At 46.2% G+C, this 22,208-nt stretch carries 23 protein-coding genes; 20 read left to right on the forward strand and 3 right to left on the reverse strand.

The genetic code is table 11. From position 1 onward, the window contains the following. The first annotated feature begins 258 nt into the window (after positions 1–258). The 14 genes from sdhC to OM978_RS09345 all read left to right on the forward strand — a co-directional run bounded on the left by sdhC (position 259) and on the right by OM978_RS09345 (position 14,212). A complete protein-coding gene (gene sdhC / locus OM978_RS09280) occupies positions 259–636 on the forward strand; it encodes a succinate dehydrogenase, cytochrome b556 subunit (RefSeq protein WP_127022189.1) in 378 nt (125 codons plus the stop codon). Next, complete coding sequence (sdhD, locus tag OM978_RS09285) at positions 627–974, forward strand: succinate dehydrogenase, hydrophobic membrane anchor protein (RefSeq protein WP_233006940.1); 348 nt, start codon at positions 627–629, stop codon at positions 972–974. The genes sdhC and sdhD overlap by 10 nt, the downstream gene beginning before the upstream one ends. Next, positions 975–2,747 (forward strand): succinate dehydrogenase flavoprotein subunit, encoded by a 1,773-nt coding sequence (sdhA, locus tag OM978_RS09290; RefSeq protein ID WP_264346601.1) that lies wholly within the window; start codon positions 975–977, stop codon positions 2,745–2,747. 12 nt (positions 2,748–2,759) lie between these two features. Beyond that, on the forward strand, positions 2,760–3,479 hold the full coding sequence (locus OM978_RS09295) for a succinate dehydrogenase iron-sulfur subunit (RefSeq protein WP_233006942.1): 720 nt from the start codon (positions 2,760–2,762) through the stop codon (positions 3,477–3,479). A gap of 110 nt (positions 3,480–3,589) precedes the next feature. Beyond that, entirely contained in the window at positions 3,590–6,397 is a 2,808-nt protein-coding gene (locus tag OM978_RS09300) for a 2-oxoglutarate dehydrogenase E1 component (protein ID WP_264346604.1), read from the forward strand. A gap of 117 nt (positions 6,398–6,514) precedes the next feature. Further along, positions 6,515–7,705, forward strand: coding sequence for a 2-oxoglutarate dehydrogenase complex dihydrolipoyllysine-residue succinyltransferase (gene odhB / locus OM978_RS09305; RefSeq protein WP_264346606.1), 1,191 nt, complete (start codon positions 6,515–6,517; stop codon positions 7,703–7,705). 146 nt (positions 7,706–7,851) lie between these two features. After that, a complete protein-coding gene (gene sucC / locus OM978_RS09310; RefSeq protein WP_233006945.1) occupies positions 7,852–9,021 on the forward strand; it encodes an ADP-forming succinate--CoA ligase subunit beta in 1,170 nt (389 codons plus the stop codon). 10 nt (positions 9,022–9,031) lie between these two features. Continuing rightward, positions 9,032–9,904, forward strand: coding sequence for a succinate--CoA ligase subunit alpha (gene sucD / locus OM978_RS09315; RefSeq protein ID WP_008899439.1), 873 nt, complete (start codon positions 9,032–9,034; stop codon positions 9,902–9,904). A 377-nt stretch (positions 9,905–10,281) separates the two neighbouring features. Continuing rightward, positions 10,282–10,611, forward strand: coding sequence for a hypothetical protein (locus tag OM978_RS09320; RefSeq protein WP_264346609.1), 330 nt, complete (start codon positions 10,282–10,284; stop codon positions 10,609–10,611). A 190-nt stretch (positions 10,612–10,801) separates the two neighbouring features. Next, complete coding sequence (locus OM978_RS09325; protein WP_264346611.1) at positions 10,802–11,428, forward strand: hypothetical protein; 627 nt, start codon at positions 10,802–10,804, stop codon at positions 11,426–11,428. A 285-nt stretch (positions 11,429–11,713) separates the two neighbouring features. Continuing rightward, positions 11,714–12,427 carry a hypothetical protein gene (locus tag OM978_RS09330; protein WP_264346613.1) on the forward strand — a complete coding sequence of 238 codons (714 nt, stop codon included), beginning with the start codon at positions 11,714–11,716 and terminating at the stop codon, positions 12,425–12,427. A 139-nt stretch (positions 12,428–12,566) separates the two neighbouring features. Continuing rightward, positions 12,567–13,076 carry a DUF2442 domain-containing protein gene (locus OM978_RS09335; protein WP_264346614.1) on the forward strand — a complete coding sequence of 170 codons (510 nt, stop codon included), beginning with the start codon at positions 12,567–12,569 and terminating at the stop codon, positions 13,074–13,076. Between the two features lie 130 nt (positions 13,077–13,206). Continuing rightward, positions 13,207–13,545: an ArsR/SmtB family transcription factor gene (locus OM978_RS09340; RefSeq protein WP_264346615.1), complete on the forward strand. Its 339-nt coding sequence runs from the start codon at positions 13,207–13,209 to the stop codon at positions 13,543–13,545. Positions 13,546–13,657: 112 nt separating this feature from the next. Continuing rightward, positions 13,658–14,212: an SRPBCC family protein gene (locus tag OM978_RS09345; protein WP_264346616.1), complete on the forward strand. Its 555-nt coding sequence runs from the start codon at positions 13,658–13,660 to the stop codon at positions 14,210–14,212. A gap of 192 nt (positions 14,213–14,404) precedes the next feature. On the opposite strand, the gene OM978_RS09350 is transcribed toward OM978_RS09345, so the two are convergent. Next, positions 14,405–15,346, reverse strand: a complete 942-nt coding sequence (locus OM978_RS09350; protein ID WP_264346617.1) for a DMT family transporter — start codon at positions 15,344–15,346, stop codon at positions 14,405–14,407. An 89-nt stretch (positions 15,347–15,435) separates the two neighbouring features. Between OM978_RS09350 and OM978_RS09355 the strand changes: the two genes are divergently transcribed. From OM978_RS09355 to OM978_RS09365, 3 genes are all read left to right on the forward strand, one after another. After that, complete coding sequence (locus OM978_RS09355; RefSeq protein WP_264346618.1) at positions 15,436–16,335, forward strand: LysR family transcriptional regulator; 900 nt, start codon at positions 15,436–15,438, stop codon at positions 16,333–16,335. Positions 16,336–16,378: 43 nt separating this feature from the next. Continuing rightward, a complete protein-coding gene (locus OM978_RS09360) occupies positions 16,379–16,726 on the forward strand; it encodes a DUF2200 domain-containing protein (RefSeq protein WP_264346619.1) in 348 nt (115 codons plus the stop codon). Positions 16,727–16,839: 113 nt separating this feature from the next. Next, a complete protein-coding gene (locus OM978_RS09365) occupies positions 16,840–17,502 on the forward strand; it encodes an HAD-IA family hydrolase (protein ID WP_264346620.1) in 663 nt (220 codons plus the stop codon). Positions 17,503–17,545: 43 nt separating this feature from the next. Here the strand turns inward: OM978_RS09365 and OM978_RS09370 are convergent, their stop codons facing one another. Continuing rightward, entirely contained in the window at positions 17,546–17,851 is a 306-nt protein-coding gene (locus tag OM978_RS09370; RefSeq protein WP_264346621.1) for a helix-turn-helix transcriptional regulator, read from the reverse strand. Positions 17,852–17,902: 51 nt separating this feature from the next. Continuing rightward, the gene (locus tag OM978_RS09375) at positions 17,903–18,190 is read right to left on the reverse strand and encodes a hypothetical protein (RefSeq protein WP_264346622.1); all 288 of its coding nucleotides are present in this window, start codon (positions 18,188–18,190) and stop codon (positions 17,903–17,905) included. Positions 18,191–18,441: 251 nt separating this feature from the next. Between OM978_RS09375 and OM978_RS09380 the strand changes: the two genes are divergently transcribed. The 3 genes from OM978_RS09380 to OM978_RS09390 all read left to right on the forward strand — a co-directional run bounded on the left by OM978_RS09380 (position 18,442) and on the right by OM978_RS09390 (position 22,185). After that, entirely contained in the window at positions 18,442–20,415 is a 1,974-nt protein-coding gene (locus tag OM978_RS09380; protein ID WP_264346623.1) for a LodA/GoxA family CTQ-dependent oxidase, read from the forward strand. A gap of 2 nt (positions 20,416–20,417) precedes the next feature. Next, positions 20,418–21,509 (forward strand): NAD(P)/FAD-dependent oxidoreductase, encoded by a 1,092-nt coding sequence (locus OM978_RS09385; RefSeq protein ID WP_264346624.1) that lies wholly within the window; start codon positions 20,418–20,420, stop codon positions 21,507–21,509. A 139-nt stretch (positions 21,510–21,648) separates the two neighbouring features. Further along, positions 21,649–22,185 (forward strand): DUF7010 family protein, encoded by a 537-nt coding sequence (locus tag OM978_RS09390; protein WP_264346625.1) that lies wholly within the window; start codon positions 21,649–21,651, stop codon positions 22,183–22,185. The last annotated feature ends 23 nt before the right edge of the window (positions 22,186–22,208 follow it).

The following is a 22,208-nucleotide window of genomic DNA, read 5'->3' on the forward strand; positions in this document are numbered from 1 at the left end:
TGGTCGTATTGTCATCAAAGAGGAATGCTGTAGGGTAGAGTACGCAGAAATTCGATAACCAAATCAAACATAAATTGTAATCCGAAGTGGTGAATTATATACTGTCGCGGGTTTTAAACCTGTTCAGCGTTTGATAGATAAAAAAATAGGCTGAACCACACTTAGCTGTAGCCTGTATATCCATTGGGCGTTGACTGATTATTCAGCAACAAATAATGACAACAAAGCTCTATAAAGAGCGTCGATGGGCAAGAAACTGTGAAAAAGCAAAGACCTGTAAATCTAGACCTTACAACAATATCTTTTCCTGCTCCTGCGTTAGCGTCGATCCTGCACCGCGTAACTGGCGTCGCCATGTTTTTCGCTCTGGTGTTTGTGATCTGGGCTTGGGCAGTCTCTTTGTCTTCTCCGGAAGGCTTCGAGCAAGTCAGACTGGTATTACAATCCTTCATCGCCAAGTTTATCGCCTGGGGTACTATCACAGTTTTGCTGTATCACATGATTGGTGGCATCCGTCACTTGATTATGGACATGGGCCACTGGGAAGAACTTAAGTCCGGTAACACCAGCGCAGTCGTCACTATCGTACTGTGGATTGTATTAGCTGTTTTAGCAGGAGTTTGGTTATGGTTCTGAATCAAGCCAGTTTAAAGCGCGACGGTGTCCAGGACTACGTCTCGTTACGTGCAACAGCAGTTATTCTGACGCTGTACACTCTGTTTATTCTGGGATTTTTCCTGGTTACTCCTGAGGTAACCTACGATGTCTGGAAAGCACTGTTTTCCAGTCTGCTGATGAAAGCCTTCACTTTATTAACCTTAGCTTGTATCGCAGTTCACACCAAAATTGGTCTGTGGCAGGTATTAACTGACTACGTCAAAAACGCAGCTTTGCGTGGCGTTTTACAGTTCCTGTTATACACCTTAGCTTTTGGCTATGTGGCTGTTGGTCTCTTTGTTCTGTGGGGTGTTTAAGTGAATATTCCAGTACGCGAATTTGATGCCGTAGTAATAGGCGCAGGTGGTGCAGGTATGCGCGCCGCTCTGCAAATTACTGAATCAGGTTTAACCTGTGCTTTGTTATCCAAAGTATTCCCAACCCGTTCTCACACTGTATCTGCGCAAGGTGGTATCACTGTTGCGTTAGGTAACTCTCACCCGGACAACTGGGAATGGCACATGTTTGATACCGTCAAAGGTTCTGATTATATCGGTGACCAGGACGCTATCGAATACATGTGTAAAACTGGCCCTGAAGCCATTACTGAACTGGAAAACATGGGTTTACCTTTCTCTCGTTTTGAGAACGGCCGTGTTTATCAGCGTCCTTTTGGTGGTCAGTCTAAGAACTTTGGTGGCGAACAGGCCGCACGTACCGCAGCTGCTGCAGACCGTACTGGTCATGCCTTATTGCACCTGCTGTACCAACAAAACGTAAAAAACAAAACTCAGGTATTTTCTGAGTGGTATGCACTGGATCTGGTGAAAAACCAGGACGGCGCAGTGGTAGGTTGTACTGCCATTGAAATCGAAACCGGTGAAATTGTTTACTTCAAATCCCGTGCAGTAGTGTTAGCTACTGGTGGTGCAGGCCGCATCTTCGCCTCTACCACAAACGCGCACATCAACACTGGTGACGGTGTAGGTATGGCCTTACGTGCCGGTGTGCCGCTGCAGGATATGGAAATGTGGCAATTCCACCCGACAGGTATTGCAGGTGCCGGTACGCTGGTGACTGAAGGTTGTCGTGGTGAAGGTGGTTACTTATTAAATAAAGACGGCGAGCGTTTCATGGAGCGTTATGCTCCAAACGCCAAAGACTTAGCGGGTCGTGACGTTGTAGCTCGTTCTATGATGACTGAAATCCGTGAAGGCCGTGGTTGTGATGGTCCTTGGGGCCCACACATCAAACTGAAACTGGACCACTTAGGTGCCGAAGTTTTAGAAAGCCGTTTACCAGGTGTGTGTGAACTGTCGAAGACATTTGCTCACGTTGACCCTGTGAAAGAGCCAATTCCTGTAATCCCAACTTGTCACTATATGATGGGTGGTATTCCAACGAACGTTCATGGCCAGGTGATTCATCCGAAAGCCGATGGTTCTGAAGTGATAGTTCCAGGTTTATTTGCTTGTGGTGAAATCGCTTGTGTGTCTGTACATGGTGCAAACCGCTTAGGTGGTAACTCCTTGTTAGACTTAGTTGTATTTGGTCGCGCTACAGGTTTACACCTGGGTGAAGCACTGGCTGCAACCTCTGAATACCGTGCTGCCTCTGATTCCGATCTGCAAGCTGCTTTAGCCCGTACTCAACGTTGGGAAGACAGCAAGCCAGGTCAGGGTGAAGATCCGGTTCAAATCAAAAAAGACTTACAGCAATGTATGCAACTGAACTTCTCGGTATTCCGTGAAGGTGCTGCTATGGCTGAAGGTTTAGCTGAGTTAAAAGAAATCCGTGAACGTCTGAAATATGCACGTCTGGATGACAAGAGCTCAGACTTCAATACCATGCGTATTGAATGTTTAGAACTGGACAACCTGATGGAAACCGCATTCTCTACTGCAGTTGCTGCCAACTACAGAACAGAAAGCCGTGGTGCCCACGCTCGTTTTGACTTCCCGGACCGTGATGACGAAAACTGGTTATGCCACAGCGTCTACACGCCTGATACTGAATCAATGTTTAAGCGTAAAGTGAATATGGAACCTAAGTTCCGTGAAGCTTTCCCGCCTAAAGCACGTACGTACTAAGAGGGCTGCAGAATGAAGAAGTTAGTATTCTCTGTCTATCGTTACAACCCTGACGTTGATAAAGCGCCACGTATGCAGGACTATACTCTGGATAATCCAGAGGGTCGTGACATGATGGTGTTAGACGCACTGTTGAAATTAAAAGAACAAGACCCAACCTTATCATTCCGTCGCAGCTGCCGTGAAGGTGTCTGTGGTTCAGACGGTGTGAATATGAACGGTAAAAACGGTTTAGCCTGTATTACTCCATTGTCAGCTCTTGGCAAGGGGAAAGGTGGCAAACTGGTGATCCGTCCATTACCAGGTTTGCCTGTAGTGCGTGACTTAGTTGTTGATATGACTCAGTTCTACACTCAGTACGAAAAGGTGAAGCCTTACCTGATCAATGACGAGTTACCACCTGCAGGCGAATACCTGCAATCTCCTGAAGAACGTGAAAAGTTAGACGGCCTGTACGAATGTATTTTATGTGCATGTTGTTCAACGTCTTGCCCTTCATTCTGGTGGAACCCGGATAAATTTATCGGACCAGCTGGTTTATTACACGCTTACCGCTTCTTAGCAGACAGCCGTGATACTGCCACTGAACAGCGTTTAAACGATTTAGATGATGCATTCAGCGTGTTCCGCTGCCATGGCATCATGAACTGTGTCAACGTATGTCCAAAAGGTTTGAACCCGACCAAAGCTATAGGTCAGATCAAATCTATGCTGTTAAACCGGGCGCTTTAAGCGCCCTTTGTCAGAGCTTAATTAGTCTGATTGGTATAAAATGAAGCGCGCCCAAAACCTGGGGCGCTTTTTGCTAATTTTTTCCAGGTGCTTCGAATAAGGGAAACTAAATGCACGAAGGTGTAATGAAGGCGTGGTTAGAGTCTTCTCATTTAGGCGGTGGCAACATGGCCTATGTAGACGAACTCTATGAATCCTACTTAGCTGAATCGACCAGCGTCAGTGATGAGTGGCGTGAATTTTTTGCCAGTCTGCCAAAAATTGACGGCGTAGAACTCGAATCCCGTCACAGCGACATTCGCCAGCAATTCGCTGAACTCGCCAAAAACAAACATCGTGAAGTTATTACGGTGAATGCAGGTGGTTCAGATCAGCGCCAGGTGAAAGTTCTGCAATTAATCAATGCCTTCCGTTTCCGTGGTCATCAGCAAGCTAATCTTGACCCGCTGAACCTGTGGAAGCAGCCTCGTGTACGTGATCTGGAGTTGTCCTTTCACGACCTGACTCAGGCAGATTTTGATACCGAATTTAATGTCGGCTCTTTTGCTGGTGGCGAAACCAGTATGAAGTTAGGCGACTTATACAAAGCGTTGGAGTCCACTTATTGTGGTTCTATCGGTGCTGAGTATATGCACATTGTTTCGACGGACGAAAAACGTTGGATCCAACAACGTTTAGAAAGCCAACAGGCTTCACGTGCGTTCGGAAAAGAAGAAAAAACCAAACTGTTACAAGGCTTAGTGGCTGCAGACGGTCTGGAAAAATACCTCGCTTCTAAATTCCCGGGCGCCAAGCGCTTTGGTTTAGAAGGCGGTGATGCCATGGTGCCAATGCTTAAAGCCATGATCCATCGTGCAGGCGAGCAGGGCGCAAAAGACTGTATTATCGGTATGGCGCACCGTGGTCGTTTAAATACGCTGATCAACGTGCTGGGTAAAAACCCGGGCAAGCTGTTTGACGAATTTGCCGGTAAATACGAAGTGGTTGGCGCGGGCGATGTGAAATACCATATGGGTTTCTCATCAGACTTCGAAACCAAAGGTGGCAATGTTCACCTGGCGTTAGCCTTTAACCCGTCACACTTAGAAATTGTTAACCCTGTGGTGATGGGCTCTGTACGTGCCCGTTTAGACCGCCGCGGTAGCACTGACGGTACTTTAGCTCTGCCTATCACCATTCACGGTGACTCAGCTTTTGCTGGTCAGGGCGTGGTTGCTGAAACCTTTAATATCTCTCAAACCCGTGCTTTCAAAGTGGGTGGTTCTATCCGTCTGGTTATTAACAACCAGGTCGGTTTCACCACATCTAACCCGGAAGACACGCGTTCTACGCCATACTGTACTGACATCGCCAAGATGGTTCAGGCACCAATTTTCCATGTGAATGGTGATGACCCTGAAGCCGTGATTTTTGTTGCTCAGCTGGCTGTAGACTACCGCAACACCTTCAAACGTGATGTGGTGATCGACTTGGTTTGTTACCGTCGTAATGGTCACAACGAAGCGGACGAGCCAAACGCAACTCAGCCGCTGATGTACCAGAAAATCAAAAAACACCCAACTCCACGTGAGTTATACGCTCAGAAGCTGATTACTGAAGGCGTGGTGAATGCTGAACAAGTACAGCAGATGATCGACGGTTACCGTGACGCCTTAGATAAAGGTGACTGCGTGGTTGAAGAATGGCGTCCTATGACTGAAGTGTCAGTCGACTGGACTCCATACATTGGCCACGACTGGACTACAGCTTACGATGCCAGCATGACAGTGCCTGCTTTAGTCACTTTAGGTGAAAAAGCGATTTCTGTGCCGGAGTCTCATACTTTGCAGCGTCAGGTTGGCAAAGTGTATGAAGACCGCGCTTTAATGCTTAAAGGCGAGAAAAAGATCGACTGGGGTTTCGCTGAAATTCTGGCGTACGCTTCTATTGTTGAAGCCGGTAGTCGTATCCGTATCGTTGGTCAGGATTCAGGCCGCGGTACTTTCTTCCATCGCCATGCCGTACTGCACAATCAAAACGATGCAAGCACCTACACACCACTGGAACATATCAGCGACTCACAAGGTCCATTCCAGGTGTACGACTCAGCCTTGTCTGAAGAAGCGGTATTAGCGTTCGAATACGGTTATGCCACAGCTGAACCTCGTGCTTTAGTGATTTGGGAAGGTCAGTTTGGCGACTTCGCCAACGGCGCTCAGGTTGTTATTGATCAGTTCTTAAGCTCAGGCGAGCAGAAGTGGGGCCGTTTATGTGGTCTGACATTATTGTTGCCTCATGGCTACGAAGGTCAGGGCCCGGAGCACTCTTCAGCCCGTTTAGAGCGTTTCCTGCAACTTTGTGCTGATCACAATATGCAGGTTGTGGTTCCGACCACTCCAGCTCAGGTTTATGCGATGATCCGCCGTCAGATGGTACGCCCAATGCGTCGTCCTCTGATTGTGATGTCACCTAAGTCGTTATTACGTCACCCGTTAGCCACCTCTTCGTTAGAAGAAATCGCTTCTGGTGTATTCCAGAACGCCATCGCTGAAATTGATCCAATCAAGCCGGCTGATGTGAAACGTGTGGTGATGTGTAGCGGTAAAGTGTACTACGATCTGTTGGAAGAACGCCGTAAACGTAATATCACTGACATTGCTATTGTCCGTATTGAACAGTTGTATCCTTTCCCAGCGGAAGAGATGGCAACCATCATGAAAGACTATCAGCATGTAAAAGATTTTGTCTGGTGTCAGGAAGAACCTCAAAACCAGGGCGCCTGGTACTGCAGTCAACACCATTTCTGGTCTTCAATACCAGCAACTGGAAAACTGACGTACGCCGGCCGTGAAGCTTCGTCTTCACCTGCAGTAGGTTACTTGTCTGTGCACAACAAACAGCAACAGGCTTTAGTCAACGCAGCTTTAACTATTGCTTAATAATTTGGCACAACTTTGGCTGTGCCGTTTTTGTATTCAGTCAGTGCTGCCGCAAGGCGCTCTGACTTTAGTTTAAGTAACGATTCAGAACCCAATTTTTTAAAAAAAGGTGACAAAGTGGAAATTAAAGTCCCGGTACTACCAGAATCAGTTGCAGACGCAACAATCGCCACCTGGCATGTAAAAACAGGTGAAGCCGTTAGCCGTGATCAAGTCCTGGTTGACATTGAAACCGATAAAGTTGTACTTGAAGTCGTGGCTCAGGCCGATGGCGTTATGGGTGAAATTGTTCACGCTGAAGGTGCAACTGTATTAGCTGAACAAGTGATTGGTCACATGAACGCTGGCGCTGCAGCTCCTGCCGCCGCACCTGCTGCTAAAGCTGACGCTGCACCGGCCGCTGCTGCTCCTGCAACAGAATCAGATGACGTGTTAACTCCATCTGTTCGTCGCCTCATTGCTGAAAAAGGCTTAGACGCTGCTAAAATCCAGGGTTCTGGTAAAAATGGCCGTGTCACTAAAGAAGACGTAGAAAAATTCCTGGCCGGTGCACCAGCTGCTCCTGCTAAAGCTGCTGCTGTTGCAGCTCCTGCTCAGGTACAAGGTGATCGTTCACAAAAACGTGTGCCTATGACACGTTTACGTAAAACCATCGCTAACCGTCTGTTAGAAGCGAAAAACTCTACAGCCATGTTAACGACCTTCAACGAAGTGAACATGAAACCAATTATGGAACTGCGTAAGCAGTACCAGGACGTGTTTGAAAAGCGTCACGGTATCCGTTTAGGTTTTATGTCTTTCTACGTGAAAGCCGTAACAGAAGCGCTGAAACGTTTCCCAGAAGTGAACGCTGCTATTGATGGCGATGACATCGTGTACCACAACTACTTCGACGTCAGCATCGCTGTGTCTACACCTCGTGGTCTGGTAACACCGGTTCTGCGTGACTGTGACAAAATGAACCTGGCTGAAATCGAAAAAGCTATCAAAGACTTAGCCTTAAAAGGCCGTGACGGTAAGCTGTCTATGGACGACTTAACGGGCGGTAACTTCACTATCACTAACGGTGGTGTGTTCGGTTCTCTGATGTCTACTCCAATCATCAACCCGCCACAATCCGCTATTCTGGGCATGCACAAAATCCAGGACCGCGTTATGGTTGTTGACGGCAAGATGGAAATTCTGCCGATGATGTACTTAGCCCTGTCATATGACCACCGTATCATCGATGGTAAAGAGTCAGTAGGCTTCCTGGTGACTATCAAAGAATTACTGGAAGATCCAACCCGTATTCTGCTGGATATCTAATATCTGGAAAAAGTAACTAAAAATGCTGTTGTTTTATAGCAACAGCATTTTTTATCAGACTGATTGGCACTATAATACGCGCCGATCTAAAGGTCAGGTTGCACCTCCGGTGTAGCCTTCAATGTCAAAATGAACGGAAAATAGCCATGAATTTGCACGAGTATCAGGGTAAACAACTGTTTGCCCAATATGGTTTGCCTGTATCGAAAGGCATCGCCGCAGCAACTGTTGAAGAAGCGGTAGAAGCTGCAGATAAAATCGGCGGCGACATGTTTGTTGTCAAGGCTCAGGTTCACGCTGGTGGTCGCGGTAAAGCGGGCGGCGTTAAACTGGTTAAGAGCAAAGAAGACATCAGAGCTTTTGCTGAAAAATGGCTTGGTAAGCAACTGGTTACTTACCAGACAGACGAAAAAGGTCAGCCTGTAAGTCGTATCCTGGTTGAACCTTGTACTGACATCGCTAAAGAACTGTATTTAGGTGCAGTAGTAGACCGTTCTTCACGTCGTATCGTGTTTATGGCGTCTACTGAAGGCGGCGTGGAAATTGAAACTGTTGCCCACGAAACTCCGGAAAAAATTCTGAAAGCTGCAATCGATCCACTGGTAGGCGCTCAGCCATTCCAGGGTCGTGAATTAGCATTCAAATTAGGCCTGGAAGGCAAGCAAGTGAACCAGTTCGTGAAAATTTTCATGGGTCTGGCTCAACTGTTTAAAGACAAAGATTTAGCTCTGCTGGAAGTGAACCCTCTGGTTATCACTCCTGCTGGCGATCTGCACTGCTTAGATGCCAAACTGGTGATCGACGGCAACGCTCTGTACCGTCACCCTGATTTAAAAGCTATGCAGGATCCTTCACAGGAAGATCCACGTGAAGCACATGCTGCTTCATGGGAGTTGAACTACGTAGCTTTAGGTGGCGACATCGGCTGTATGGTAAACGGTGCAGGTTTAGCTATGGGTACTATGGACATCGTGAAATTACACGGTGGCCAACCAGCTAACTTCCTGGACGTTGGCGGCGGTGCGACTAAAGAACGTGTTGTTGAAGCCTTCAAAATTATCCTGTCTGATGACGCTGTTAAAGCGGTATTCATCAACATTTTCGGCGGTATCGTTCGTTGCGATATGATTGCTGAAGGTGTGATCGGCGCAGTGAAAGAAGTCGGCGTAAAAGTACCAGTTGTTGTTCGTCTGCAAGGTAACAATGCAGAACTGGGTGCTAAAGTGCTGTCTGAAAGCGGCCTGAATATTATCGCTGACACAGACCTGACCAGTGCTGCCAAGCAAGTAGTTGCTGCTGCAGCGGCTAAGGCATAAGGGGTAATCCATGAGCGTTTTAATTAATAAAGATACCAAAGTAATTTGTCAGGGCTTCACTGGTGCTCAGGGTACTTTCCACTCTGAACAAGCCATTGCTTACGGCACTAAAATGGTTGGTGGTGTGACTCCAGGTAAAGGCGGTCAAACTCACTTAGGTTTACCAGTATTCAATACAGTTAAAGAAGCAGTAGAAGCGACTGGTGCAGAAGCATCAGTAATTTACGTACCTGCAGCTTTCTGTAAAGATTCTATCCTGGAAGCTGCAAACGGTGGCATCAAGCTGATCGTTTGTATCACTGAAGGCATTCCTACTTTGGATATGCTGGACGCTAAAGTACGTTGTGACGAATTAGGCGTACGCTTAATTGGCCCTAACTGCCCAGGCGTGATCACTCCAGGCGAATGTAAAATTGGTATCATGCCAGGCCACATTCACTTACCAGGTAAAGTAGGTATTGTTTCACGTTCAGGCACTCTGACGTATGAAGCAGTAAAACAAACTACTGACTACGGTTTCGGCCAGTCTACTTGTGTAGGCATCGGTGGTGACCCAATCCCAGGTTCTAACTTCATCGACATCCTGAAATTATTCCAGGACGATCCACAAACTGAAGCCATCGTAATGATCGGTGAAATCGGTGGTTCAGCTGAAGAAGAAGCTGCTGCTTATATCAAGCAACACGTGACTAAGCCAGTTGTGTCTTACATTGCCGGTGTAACTGCACCAGCTGGTAAGCGCATGGGCCACGCAGGCGCCATCATCTCTGGTGGTAAAGGTACAGCTGACGAGAAGTTCGCTGCACTGGAAGACGCAGGCGTGAAAACCGTGAAAAGCTTAGCCGATATCGGTAAAGCACTGAAAGAGCTGACTGGCTGGTAATCCAACCGTTAGTGAATTTCTGCTAAGAAACCCGTCCTTGTGACGGGTTTTTTTATTCGCAGCCATCCATGGAGCTCACCCTCTGGGCCAACGCTTCGCATTGTTCAAAATTGCTCCTGGCAATTTTGTATACCAATTTTCTGCTTGTGGGATTTATTGTAGGGCGGGTCTTGTACCCGCCCGTCAAAATTCAAATTTAATCCCAAACCACCTTGATGGTCGCCCATTAAACAATCACAGGTGTTTATAGGTTTCGCTGAAAAAATAATTGAAATAGAGGTACATAGGCGCTAGTTTGGTACTTAGTGGAGAAGTAGAGACAAGGTTTTGGTATTAGTTTCTGAGCAAAGCCCTGCACTTTTTGGGAGATTTTACAAATGGTCACCATACCCGAACGAGACTGGAAAAGGATCAGAGATTTAAAAGACGAATTACTTAACGTCGCCTGTGAACAAATTTTCCAGCGCATTGAAAAAGTTTCAGCTGGCAGAGCAGGGCAGCAGCATAAAAGTTATCTTGAACTTTATAAATTAATCGAAAAAGAAGACGAAAAAATAGCCAAAATGTTCGACGACCTGAAACGCAGCAACGCCTTTTTTAAGATTGCCGCTCTTAGGCAGTATGGTGTGTTGACTGATGCACAGATGGGACTGTTTTCTGAAGAAACTCAAGCCGTTGTGAAAGACCTTTGCCAGTTTGGGCGTTGAGTTAATCCTTGGGGCAAAGGGCTAGACTGATACTGGATTCCCTAGTAATAAATAGCTAGTTATTTTTTTAATTGACGGGTTTGCTGGCGTGTTTCCGTTTTAATGAGACGCGGTGCAAGGCATGACCCCGACGCCATTGCTAAATGGCGCCACAAGGCGATTGATTTTTTCTGAATAATTTGGGGGAAATATGTCTAGGTCTTTTATTATTTTATTTTTATCCTCACTTTTTTTGTTTGAGCTTAATGGTAAGGAACGCGAAATTGTTCCTTATTTGGAGGCGTCTTTCTGCAAGCAACTAAAGGAAGAAGTTTTAAATGGAAAATATCGTGACTTTAGAGAAATAAGTATTAAGAAGAAAAAGTTATTCTTAGGTGAACGGATAGATCAATATAATCCAAGTGATTATACATTGTGGTTTTCCATATTTGATATTCAAGCGGACGGCACAGAAGATCTCATTGCAATTGATTTCCTTCAGCGTAGTCGAAATGCTTTTTACGCGGCATATTACGTTTTCCCAGATTACGGGAACATTGCTAATGACAAAGAAGAAATGAAGAAGTTTTTTATCAAAACTAAAGTATACCCTCGGTATCCGGATGGGGTTAAACCACTATTTCCCGAAAAGTTCTATATAAAGCTTACTGATGGCTCTATGGTTAGTGAAAGTTTCGTCGGGTATCACTTGATTGAACCGTTATCTTTCGAAGGTGGGAATTACATCTACGCACAAAGAGGGAAGGGGCACGACAGACGAGGGTTGCTTTTTAACGCGGATAATAGCTCTAATTTAAGCATATATTGCATCATTTAGTAATTCTTAGAGCCGATGGGGTCAAGTCTTGCCCCGTGCGTTGCCATTAAGTGTTTTAGAACTGGTGGCTATGTTTGAATTGGTTATTGTTTTCTTAATTAGCTGATTTTCTGGTGTGTTTCCATTTTGATGGGGCACGATGCAAGACCTGACCCTAAAGAGCATTTTTCAACATTTCTCTTGGGCACATTCCTCTTCAAATTGGAGTCCAGATTCAGGACGAAGATTTGTTTTCGCTGCTTTTGCTCAATTATTGGATATTTTTAAATGTATCGTAGGAATTATATGCAGAGAATTTTCAAAAAAATATTTTTGTCAGTGGCTATCTTAATTTTAATCGGTTGTGCGAGTAAGACCCAAGTTCACGTGTATGCGAAGTATTTGCAAGAGACGGAAAAAGAAGCAGTTATGGTGGAGTTGGAGAAGTTGGGGTTTACTGTTATTCCTAATGATCTTGAGTTTCCTATGAACGTTACTGACTCTACATTGTTGTATTCCCCTATGATATCGGATGTAAATAGTATTGATGTGGTAGCGGATGGCATGAATTCCTTGGGTCTGAAAATAGAATCTGTTTCTCCCCTTGTATCGGGGAATCATTGGTATACAAAAAGTTCGATTGCTCTATTTTTGATACCGATGAAAAATGATAAGAATAGGACTCAAAAAGTTGATTTAGTAAATTCGTATCAGTCAGTCGAGTGTGATAAGGGCGTGTCTATTGAGTTGAAAGAAACTGGGGAGTATCAGTTTTTTGGTATGCATTGGAATAAAGTCGATTCGTTGCTCTCAAAAGGTGTTTGGGAATATCGTCAGCATCCTTATATTGAATTACGGCCAATGCAAGGTGAAAGTGCTTATCGTTATTACGAAATAGTTAAAGGCATAGAGGAAGACAACGTTAGTAAAATTAGAACATTAAGGTTAGTGCCTTTACAATCTCATCAACTAGCAGGTGATTGTATATTTATGTTTGGCACAAGGATTCTGCCGAATTAAGGCCTAAATGTTTGAGTTTATAAGAACGTGTTGATCTTTACAGTTCCAATGGGGTTACCCATCCGCAACAATTGCTGCGGATGTGGCAAAAATCAGTCCAAGGTCAGAACCCCGGCAAGTTAGATGATATGGGTGGTGTATGTTAAAAGTCATAGATGTAGATTGGATTGGCGACCATAAACTGGAACTGACCTTTAACGACGGTTATCAGGGACTGGCTGATTTGTCGTTGTATTTCAGCAAAACACCATTTGCAGAGGTTTCAGATTTTAAGAAGTTCTCTTTAACTACTGATGGCTCATTAAACTGGAGTGGCAACGAATTATCGGCTGCGACATTGCGAGCTATCACCCAAGGCGAACATAAAACCATAGAGACCAGCTTTGATGTAAAAGAGATGGAAACTGTGATTAAACAGGCGTCATGGGATTCGATGCAGGAAGGGCGACCTGATATTTTGCAGGCCGCTGTTCGCTCTTACGTGGAGCAATTTGGTCATAGTCAGGTCATTGCCAAAGCCGGTATTAAGAGTCGAACCAGTGCTTATCGCTCCTTAAAGCCAGAAACAACCCCCAATTTTGCCACTCTGGTGCAGCTAGGTCATGCCGTGATTGAACTGGCCAAAGACAAAATAAAGCAAGTCTCGTAACCACTGGCATCTTTCTGAGCGAGTACCGCAGTCAGTTATACAACTTCAGAAAATACGGGCAAACTTTTCTTACCTATAATAATTAACCAAATGGTTGACAATTAATAATAACGCGAGGATACTTAACCATATGGTAAACATTCAAAGTACACAACTGGATGCCGTGTTTCATGCTCTGGCTGATCCAACACGACGGGCTATTATCGCAAGGCTGGCGCAAGCGCCTTGTGGTATCAGCGAGCTGGCGGCACCTTTTGCTATGACACTGGCTGCTATCTCTAAGCATATCAAAGTGCTGGAGGGCGCTGGGTTGGTGGTGCGAAGCATTGAAGGACGTAATCACACCTGCCGGCTGGACACTGGTCCTATGGTTGGTGGTATGGAATGGTTACGCCATTACGAGAAGTTCTGGAATCAACGACTGGACGCTCTGGTTACAGCGCTGAATACTGACGATACAGCAGAGTAAAATCTGGCTGCTTATCAAGGGTTTGGCTAAATAGACGCGAGCATTCTGGTTAGTTTGTCACCCCTTGGTTCAGGCAACAGGGCTTGAGCCACTTCACAGAAGGATGTTCGAAATGTCTGATTATGGTGTACTCCTTGCTCCCGATGTACTCAAGTTGGAACGTTTGCTGCCAGGCCCGCTTGAACGTGTATGGCACTACTTGACTGAATCCGATAAACGTGCGAAATGGTTAGCCGAAGGCCAGGTTGACCCTCGTATTGGCGGCAAAGTGGAACATAGGTTTCGCAATTCAGAGCTTAGCCCTGAGCATGATCTTCCTCCGCCTAAATACGCGGACTGCGCCGGAGCTGTGTCCATGCTGGGTAAAGTGACGACCTGGGATCCAATGCATCAGCTGAGTTACATCTGGAATGAAGGTTCTGGCAGCGAATCTGAAGTTTGTTTCACGCTGGAAGAGCAGGGCGAGCAGGTTAAACTTACAGTGGTCCACCGCCTGCTGACCAATCCGGATGACCGATTGAGCGTGGCTGGCGGCTGGCACACTCATCTCAACATATTACGTGATGTGCTTGAAGGCAAAACCCCAGCGGCGTTCTGGCGGGTACATAGCCTGTTGGAGGAGGAATATAAGGTATTTTTTGCGACTGCCTCTGTTGTTTCAAAGTAAGGAGCCAGCAGATAGCGGCTTTATTTGTTATTCGTCGCGCCTGTACTGTCAAAATACGAGGGTACTGCGTAAAGTGCCCTCTGGTTTCCGCCCTGAACAGACTAAAGTTTCGGCTTGCTCCAACTGAGCCTGTTCAGAGACTTGTTGCCCGTAATGCAGGGTATAACTTAAGCATCAGCAAATATTTACAAATTAACCATTTGCCCCACAGCCTTGAGGCACAGAGCGCTGGCGAATCATTTTAAGCAGTTGCGGCAACATCAGACCAAGCATAACGATCGCCATACCTGTCAGCTGAATAGCTGTGACTTCTTGTCCCATCATCACTGCGGTTAAGGCTGCGAACACCGGAATTAAATTAAAGAACAATGCAGCAGAAGCAGAGCCCAGTTTTTGCACGCCGTTTAAGAAAAACAGATAGCCAACCACAGTACCAAATACGCCTATGTAAAGCATAGCCAGCAGCTCGTTCAGAGACAGATTAAACAGTTCGGTAATAGGGTGGATGTCTCCTTGCAGGCTATTGGCGGCCAGAATAAATGCGTCTCCGGATAACATGCTGATCAAGGTAAAAGGCAAAACCGGTAACCAGTGGCTCATTTTTTGTGACGCTGTTGTGTAAGCCGACCATAGCAGCATAGCCGTGATAATAGTGATATCGCCCTGATTGAATTCAAATTGTAGCAGCGCCTGCCAGCTACCTTTGGTGATCACCAGCAATACACCGGCTAAACCAATCATTAAACTAAAAGCCTGAGCACGGCTGATCCACTTGCGGGACATGGCCGACACCATTAATAGCGTGACGAGTGGGCTTAGTGCCATCACCAAAGCGCCATTGGTGGCTGTTGTATGTTTAACCCCGGTAAATAACAGCAAATTAAAACCACCCACGCCTATCAGGCTGATACCAATCAACCAGCCGTATTGCTGTAACGTCAGTTTTGGCCAGCGTTCGGCTTTGAGCAGTAAATACAGCACTAAACAAAATGCAGCAATGCTGAAGCGCCACACCACCAGCGAATTTTGCGACATATGTTCCAGTACTACTTTTGAGACAGGAAACACACTTCCCCAACAAAAGACACTGATTAATAACAATAAAATAGTAATAAAAGTGGATTGCTGTTTCATAGGATTGATTTAGCTGGTGAACTTGCTTTACATTTTATATATTTCATAAATAAAATAAATAATGACAATTAGCAGGTTAGATTCCAAAAATGAAACCTAGTTACTCTCTTGATGATATGCGGCTATTTTGGGTCGTGGCAGAGGCGGGCAGCTTTCGTCAGGCTGCGACTGTGCTTGGCATTCCGCCTTCTACGTTAAGTCGTCGTATTAACGCTTTAGAACAAGCTTTGGGTTTACGGCTGCTGCATCGTGACGCCCATCGTATTAATTTAACCGGAACCGGTCGTCAGTATTTGGAGCGTTGTGGGCCGCTTTTTAGTGAACTGAATGATATTTCCGGTGAGCTCCATGCCGAAAAACACCAGCCTGCAGGTGTGCTCAGAATTGCAGTGCCTGTCAATACCATGTACCGCTGGCTGGCGAGTGCATTAAATCAATTTCAGTTACGTTATCCGAAAATTGATTTAGATATTCGTATGTCGAACTGGGTGATTGATGTTGGCGAACATGCGATAGATTTAGCGATCCGGGTTGGCGAACCAACTCTGCAGGGATGGATAGCAAGGCCTTTGACCCTAGTGCAATCTTTGCTTTGTGCCAGTAGTCAGGCAACGCAATGGCATCATATTCAGCATCCCTCAGAGCTAATCAATTATCCTTTGGTCGTCAGCAGCCCAATCAATGTATGGAGATTTATTCATCAGGAGCATCAGCAGCACATCGACTATAGTCCGCAGGGCAATATCCGGCTTTCGGTGGATGATATGAATATAGCGATGCAGGCCATTGAGGCCGGCGTAGGTATTGGCTATTTGCCTCGCAGGGTAGTGCAGGAATATATGCAGCAAGGCCGGCTGGTTGCACTTGCCACAGACTGGCAAGGACCAAAACGCGATACATATTTGTTATACCGCGACCGTGACAATCAGCCGCTGCGTTTACGTTTGCTGATTGAACATTTGCTCGAAGTAGCACCAAAAGAATATTAAGCTGGTGGAAGAGTTGTAAATTACACCTATGGCAGGATTCAGCATGTCTGAACACCGCATTTTCACCATGAAGTTTTCCTCTGTTTATCCGCTTTATGTACAAAAAGCTGAGCGTAAAGGCCGGACTCAAGCAGAAGTGGATCAGATTATCAGTTGGCTGACAGGCTATAGTGCTGCCGAATTACAGCAGCAACTGGAGCAGGGCACTGATTTTAAGACCTTTTTTAATATGGCACCTGCGATGAACCCTAATGTTACTTTGATTAAAGGCGTGGTTTGTGGTGTTCGGGTGGAAGAGGTTGCGGATCCTTTGATGCAAAAAATCCGCTATTTAGACAAACTGATTGATGAGCTAGCTAAGGGGAAAAGCATAGAAAAAATTCTACGCTAAAAGTGCTTACGGTCTTGTTGGTTTTGCTCATTTCTTCTAGTCCTCGCTCTTGGTTTTATGGCAAAGTAAGGTACTGAGTTTTAAACCTTATTTGACCAAAGGACAGCAGTGCTATGACTCCTGATTTGCTAACTGACAAAAGTTTTTCAGCCATGTTATTTGATATGGACGGCACCATCATCAATTCTATTGCTGCCGCAGAAAATGTCTGGGCCAAGTGGGCCAGATCTCATGGTATTGATGTTGAAACCTTTTTGCCTACTATTCATGGCAGAAGAGCGATAGACACTATCGCCAGTTTAAATCTGGCCGGAGTGGATGCTGCTACAGAAGCTGCTTACATAACCCAAGCCGAAATAGCTGAAGTGGAAGGTGTTCAGGAAATACCTGGCGCCGCGGCATTTTTAAATCAAATACCAAAGTCCAAATGGGCGGTAGTTACCTCGGCCCCGCGCGAACTGGCATTAACACGGCTCAAAGCGGCTGGCTTGCCAATTCCACACGTATTAATCACGGCCGAAGATGTTGAAAAGGGCAAACCCGCGCCTGACTGTTATTTACTGGCGGCAAAACGGCTTGGCGTGAGTTGCAGCGATAGTCTGATTTTTGAAGATGCTGAAATAGGTATAGCGGCTGCTTTGGCTTCTGGTGGTACTTTGGTGGTAGTAACTGCAACTCATACAATACATAGCCCGGCAGGGGCAGCGCAGCAGCTTGCTGTGAAAGATTATCTTCAGCATGGAGATCTGCTGCTTAGTACACTGAAATGCTTATAAACTCTATTACTACAGATAAAAATTGTTGAATGGCTTTTGGAGTTTAAGCAACTTCCAGACGCTTATGCACACACCAGGCTTTGTATTCTGCTTCCAGTCTGAACAGTAAATCTATTGGTGCGTTGTAAGTTTTCTTTAGTTTGATGGCTAAATCTATACTCAGCTCGCTTTCACCATTCAGCAGACGTGTGATGGTTGATTTGGCTACACCTAGATCCCGGGCAGCATCCGCCGCTGTTAATCCTTTTCTGACTAAAAAATCTTTGATATGCACACCAGCACCTTCGGGTTCCGCTATTAACCCCAAATTCCGTAAGTCTGCTGATAATAAAGCTGTATCTTTTTTCATAATAAAACCTGTATTAAACCACCTGAGTCAGTACTTGAGAGTAAATACCAGTTAGTCGTACGACATTATCTTAATCAACACTTCCTTTGAACCTTCATACTCGCCGAGTAACCCGGCAACGACAAACTGAAAGTTCACGCGAAACTTGATACTGAATTTATTACCTACTAGCTCCATATCATCCAGATACAGCTCTTTTACTGCTTCCAGATGATCGGCGTGTTCTAATACCTGGACTGCTCTGGATATTTCTTTAAATATTAAAGGTTGAGTCTGCTTCAGCTGTTGCATCACTGCCAAGGTTGTTTCCTGAGTTGCGTAATCTAAACGTACCCGCATAAGCAACTCCCTTTACTCAGCTTCTGTATACAAGCATACATTAGGTTGCGTGATGCGCAACCTAATTAGGCAGTAAAATTTCTTTATCCTTTTTCATCTCATCAGAGACTATTTTTAAAATATCACCTTACATTTACATCTGTTCCTTATTGGGCTAGGCTGGTTTTCGTGTTTCCATCATCCAAACAAAGCACTGCATTAGCCATACGCAGCAGCCAGAACCTAACTAGCCCAGTGAAAGGAATATCGTTATGAGCCAGCTTTTTTCTTCGTCCTGCAACGAACCAGAAGCCGAAATTGTCAGCGCCGCTATTTATCCGCCTATAGGTGTGATGCGGGTAGGGAATAGCCCAAAAGAGTTTTTTATTGGCCCTGAGGTCAATCAGCCTGTAGCGGCCAATCCGGTGTTTTATCGGGATGCAACAGGGGCGCTGAAGCGTCAGGCCGCGCGTTTTCGTGTCTATGGTTTAGATGCGTCAGGAGAGGTGGTTAAAGAGTTAACAGCAGGCAACGCGACAATCGAGTGGTCTGCGCGGCTGGCGAATCAAAAAGCGTCCTGGTACGAGTTTCAGCTGGCTTTGGATATTCCTGAAGCGGCAGAAGCTGATCCTTCTTTGCTGCGTAATGCCTTGGTTAAAGATCGCAGCACTTTATTGATTGATGGTGGTGCAAACAGCATTTCAGGCAAAAATGTGGATGGTACCAGCAGTCAATTTGTCGGCACATTTACCGGAGTGTCCGTTTACTTAGGTGAAATGCGCACTGATGAGGAAGGGCGTTTACTGATGTTAGGTGGCCATGGTAAATCGGCCAACCCCGAAGGTAAACCCGCCATCACCTTTGGTAATAACGAAGGCTGGTACGATGATACATCCGATGGCCCAATTACTGCGCAGGTGCAATACGGCGGAAAAACGCTGGCAGTGAAGCCGGCTTGGGTCGTTTGTGCGCCGCCTGACTATGCGCCTATGCAAAAGTCGGTGCGTACCATGTGGGATTTAATGCGTGATATAGCTGTCGATGCCGGTCAATTACCTATGCCGGGCCGTCCTTCTTTTAGCAATGATATTTTGCCGATTTTTCAGCGTTTAACAGATTTACAGTGGGTCAACGCCGGATATGCTGCAGGCTTTGGCTGGAACAGCGCTTTTGATTTTACTTCAGAACAGTGGCTGAAGCGTTTGTCTGATCCATCCAGCACCTGGCAGGAGGCCCGACGCACTCTGGCGCATAATTTCCGTTCTCTGGATACTGTATTCAGTGCGCCTAATGGTCAGGGCAGTAAGCAAAGCTGGGATCCCACTTATGCGGCAGCGTCGCCTCAGTTATGGCCTTGGCTATATGGTGATGCGATGGGCGTCAGTGCCAGTGCGTCGCCGCGTCAGTTCGTATCTTTAACTTCTTTACAGCTTCGCGCTTTAGCCGATTGGGTCAATGGCAACTTTATTGCTGATTATGAACCCCACAAGTTACCACCACAGACACTGGAACAAGTGCCAGTTTGCGAACAACCCGATATGTTAACCCGCGCCGCTATGGAGTTTTGTCTGGCGGATGCTTTTCATCCCGGCTGTGAAATGACCTGGCCTATGCGCACTGCAGGTATGTATTCTGAGGCGTTTCGGTTGCGCCATGCTGAAGATACTGCACCCACTCATGGTATTAACTATGGCCCTGAAATGACTTCGCAAATTGCGCTGCAAATCAACGGGCCTATCTGCAGTGGGCAGGTAGCTGGCGGTATTACGCGTTGGATGGCAATTCCGTGGCAGACCGACACCGCCAGTTGCCGTGATGGGTATAACCTGGCTTACGACCCCTATTTACCAACCTTCTGGCCAGCCCGTGTGCCAAACAATATGCTGAATCAGGCCAACTACGCCAAAGTGATTAACGAGAGTTTGCCTTTGACTGAGCGTGAGCAAGCCTTTAATGAACGTGAATTCTGGCTGGATGATTTGCCCATTGGCCCAACCACAGATTATTTGGCGCAAATTAACAACATGATTGATCACTTTGCCGATTTAGCCGTGGTGTTGCCGCAAACGAAAGCGGGCGTCAGTCATTTTCCCACTGTGATGCAAGTGGGAATCACACCGGAAAAACCTGTGCAGTTGCTGAAAGTCAAAGCCAATCAACAGGCGGATTTACAAGGACTTCCGCCAGAGCAACGCAGACCAGATCTAAGTCAGACCGACAAAGCCAACAGATTACGCAGGCGTTAACAGTGGCGGATTACAACACACAAATTGTGATCCTGGGCGCTGGCATTGGCGGCTGTATTGCCGCCCTTGCTTTGGCGCCTTTTTATTCAGTGGTGCTGGTTGATCAGCACTGTGAACCCCAAGCCAGAGTGGGTGAGTGTCTGGCTCCTGCTGCAGGTCGCATTTTGCATAAGCTGGGGCTGTTGGATCTATTAACGGAGGGTCATATAAACTCTCATGGCCTGTTGTCCTATTGGGGCTCTGAAATTCCAACATTGGTTGATCAATTAACAAACCCTGATGGTCATGGCTGGCATTTAAACAGACAATTATTTGAACAACAGTTAAGGAATAGAGTGCAAAGACGAGGTATTACTTGTCTTTGGCCTGCATCTTTTAGCAAAAGTGAACAAAAACCGAATGGCTGGGTACTGGATATACAGCACAGTGACAAACCGATGCAACTGCACAGTCAATTGGTGATAGATGCGACGGGTCGGCACAGCCGCTTTGCCCGTACCCTTGGAGTTCGTCGGCAGAATCTGGATCAACAACTGTCGGTCTGGCTGACGGCTTTAGTGAAAGTCCGGAAACATATCAGTGTATTAAGCTCTGTGCCAGAAGGGTGGTGGTACAGCGCTCCTTTGCCTAAATTACCTCTGATTGGCGCTGGTCTGTTAGATGCAGAACAATCAGAAGGCCAGGCCCGGCTTTTTGCTTTGCAGATGCAAGCGGGGCAGTTTGATAAAAACTTAAGTCTGTCCAGTGCTGCATTTTTACAGGCAGCGGCGACGGCTCCTGGACTGAATACCTTAGTGCAGCAGATTATTCCGGGCACTGAAACTTTACATGGCGTGGTCGCTGCTAATTCTTCGAAACTGGAGCAAGGCTGTGGAGAAGGCTGGTTTGCCATTGGTGATGCCGCAATGAGTTTTGATCCACTGTCTTCGCAAGGCATCTTTAATGCCATGGCAACAGCTATGCAACTGGCTGATCTGTTGATTGAACATGGCCTGCAGCATAAAGACATACCGGCTTTGTATCAAGTGCAACTGGACAGTATCTGGCAGTATTATCTGGCGCATAAAGACAGCTATTATGAGTTGGTGGGTTAGCAAAAAAGCACAGCCTCTTCGGCATGAAATAATTAAATGGATTTCTATAATCAATAGCTTAGAATCTAATCACTTTAGAAAAAAGTGATGCAATAACAGGGGTACACAGTGCTTCTCTACACTATAGATAAGGTTCTACATGGATAATCTGACTGACCTCCAACAAGATATGCGTCGTGGTTATTTATGGGGCGCAACCGGCATTATAACTTCAGGTTTGGTCTGGCTGACGGCTGGGCTAGTGGCCTGTTTTAGTTTGCCACAGCATGCGATCTGGACATTATTTATTGGTGCTTCTTTTATAGTTCCGGTTTCAAACTTAATAGACCGTGCTTTGGGAGCAGCAGGTAAACACTCGGCCGGAAATAAGCTAGCACCGCTGGCGATGGAAAGCACAGTCTTTATGCTGATGTGCCTGCCACTGGCCTATGGCTTGTCGTTATTCCGGATGGACTGGTTTTTCCCTGCTGTGCTGATGATTATTGGCGGTCGCTATTTAATTTTTGCCAGCGTCTATGGCACCCGTTTGTATTGGCTGTTGGGGGCCTGTCTTGGTGCAGCTGCATTCATCGCCTATCAGCTTGCCTTGCCGCCTTATGTCACTGCATTAACTGGTGCAGCTATAGAGCTGGTGTTTGGCGCTGTGCTTTTGGTTGTTAAACGGCGTAGTGATTAAACTTCGGCTAAACCCCTTGGCTT

Origin of the sequence: Rheinheimera sp. MM224, from assembly GCF_947090785.1 — a bacterium.
Classification (GTDB): Bacteria; Pseudomonadota; Gammaproteobacteria; order Enterobacterales; family Alteromonadaceae; genus Pararheinheimera.

Coding starts and splice junctions, on each gene's coding strand:
- sdhD (WP_233006940.1), top strand. CDS start 627: ATGGTTCTGAATCAAGCCAGTTTAAAGCGCGACGGTGTCCAGGACTAC.
- OM978_RS09295 (WP_233006942.1), top strand. CDS start 2,760: ATGAAGAAGTTAGTATTCTCTGTCTATCGTTACAACCCTGACGTTGAT.
- OM978_RS09300 (WP_264346604.1), top strand. CDS start 3,590: ATGCACGAAGGTGTAATGAAGGCGTGGTTAGAGTCTTCTCATTTAGGC.
- sucC (WP_233006945.1), top strand. CDS start 7,852: ATGAATTTGCACGAGTATCAGGGTAAACAACTGTTTGCCCAATATGGT.
- sucD (WP_008899439.1), top strand. CDS start 9,032: ATGAGCGTTTTAATTAATAAAGATACCAAAGTAATTTGTCAGGGCTTC.
- OM978_RS09320 (WP_264346609.1), top strand. CDS start 10,282: ATGGTCACCATACCCGAACGAGACTGGAAAAGGATCAGAGATTTAAAA.
- OM978_RS09325 (WP_264346611.1), top strand. CDS start 10,802: ATGTCTAGGTCTTTTATTATTTTATTTTTATCCTCACTTTTTTTGTTT.
- OM978_RS09330 (WP_264346613.1), top strand. CDS start 11,714: ATGCAGAGAATTTTCAAAAAAATATTTTTGTCAGTGGCTATCTTAATT.
- OM978_RS09335 (WP_264346614.1), top strand. CDS start 12,567: ATGTTAAAAGTCATAGATGTAGATTGGATTGGCGACCATAAACTGGAA.
- OM978_RS09340 (WP_264346615.1), top strand. CDS start 13,207: ATGGTAAACATTCAAAGTACACAACTGGATGCCGTGTTTCATGCTCTG.
- OM978_RS09345 (WP_264346616.1), top strand. CDS start 13,658: ATGTCTGATTATGGTGTACTCCTTGCTCCCGATGTACTCAAGTTGGAA.
- OM978_RS09350 (WP_264346617.1), bottom strand. CDS start 15,346: ATGAAACAGCAATCCACTTTTATTACTATTTTATTGTTATTAATCAGT.
- OM978_RS09355 (WP_264346618.1), top strand. CDS start 15,436: ATGAAACCTAGTTACTCTCTTGATGATATGCGGCTATTTTGGGTCGTG.
- OM978_RS09360 (WP_264346619.1), top strand. CDS start 16,379: ATGTCTGAACACCGCATTTTCACCATGAAGTTTTCCTCTGTTTATCCG.
- OM978_RS09365 (WP_264346620.1), top strand. CDS start 16,840: ATGACTCCTGATTTGCTAACTGACAAAAGTTTTTCAGCCATGTTATTT.
- OM978_RS09370 (WP_264346621.1), bottom strand. CDS start 17,851: ATGAAAAAAGATACAGCTTTATTATCAGCAGACTTACGGAATTTGGGG.
- OM978_RS09375 (WP_264346622.1), bottom strand. CDS start 18,190: ATGCGGGTACGTTTAGATTACGCAACTCAGGAAACAACCTTGGCAGTG.
- OM978_RS09380 (WP_264346623.1), top strand. CDS start 18,442: ATGAGCCAGCTTTTTTCTTCGTCCTGCAACGAACCAGAAGCCGAAATT.
- OM978_RS09390 (WP_264346625.1), top strand. CDS start 21,649: ATGGATAATCTGACTGACCTCCAACAAGATATGCGTCGTGGTTATTTA.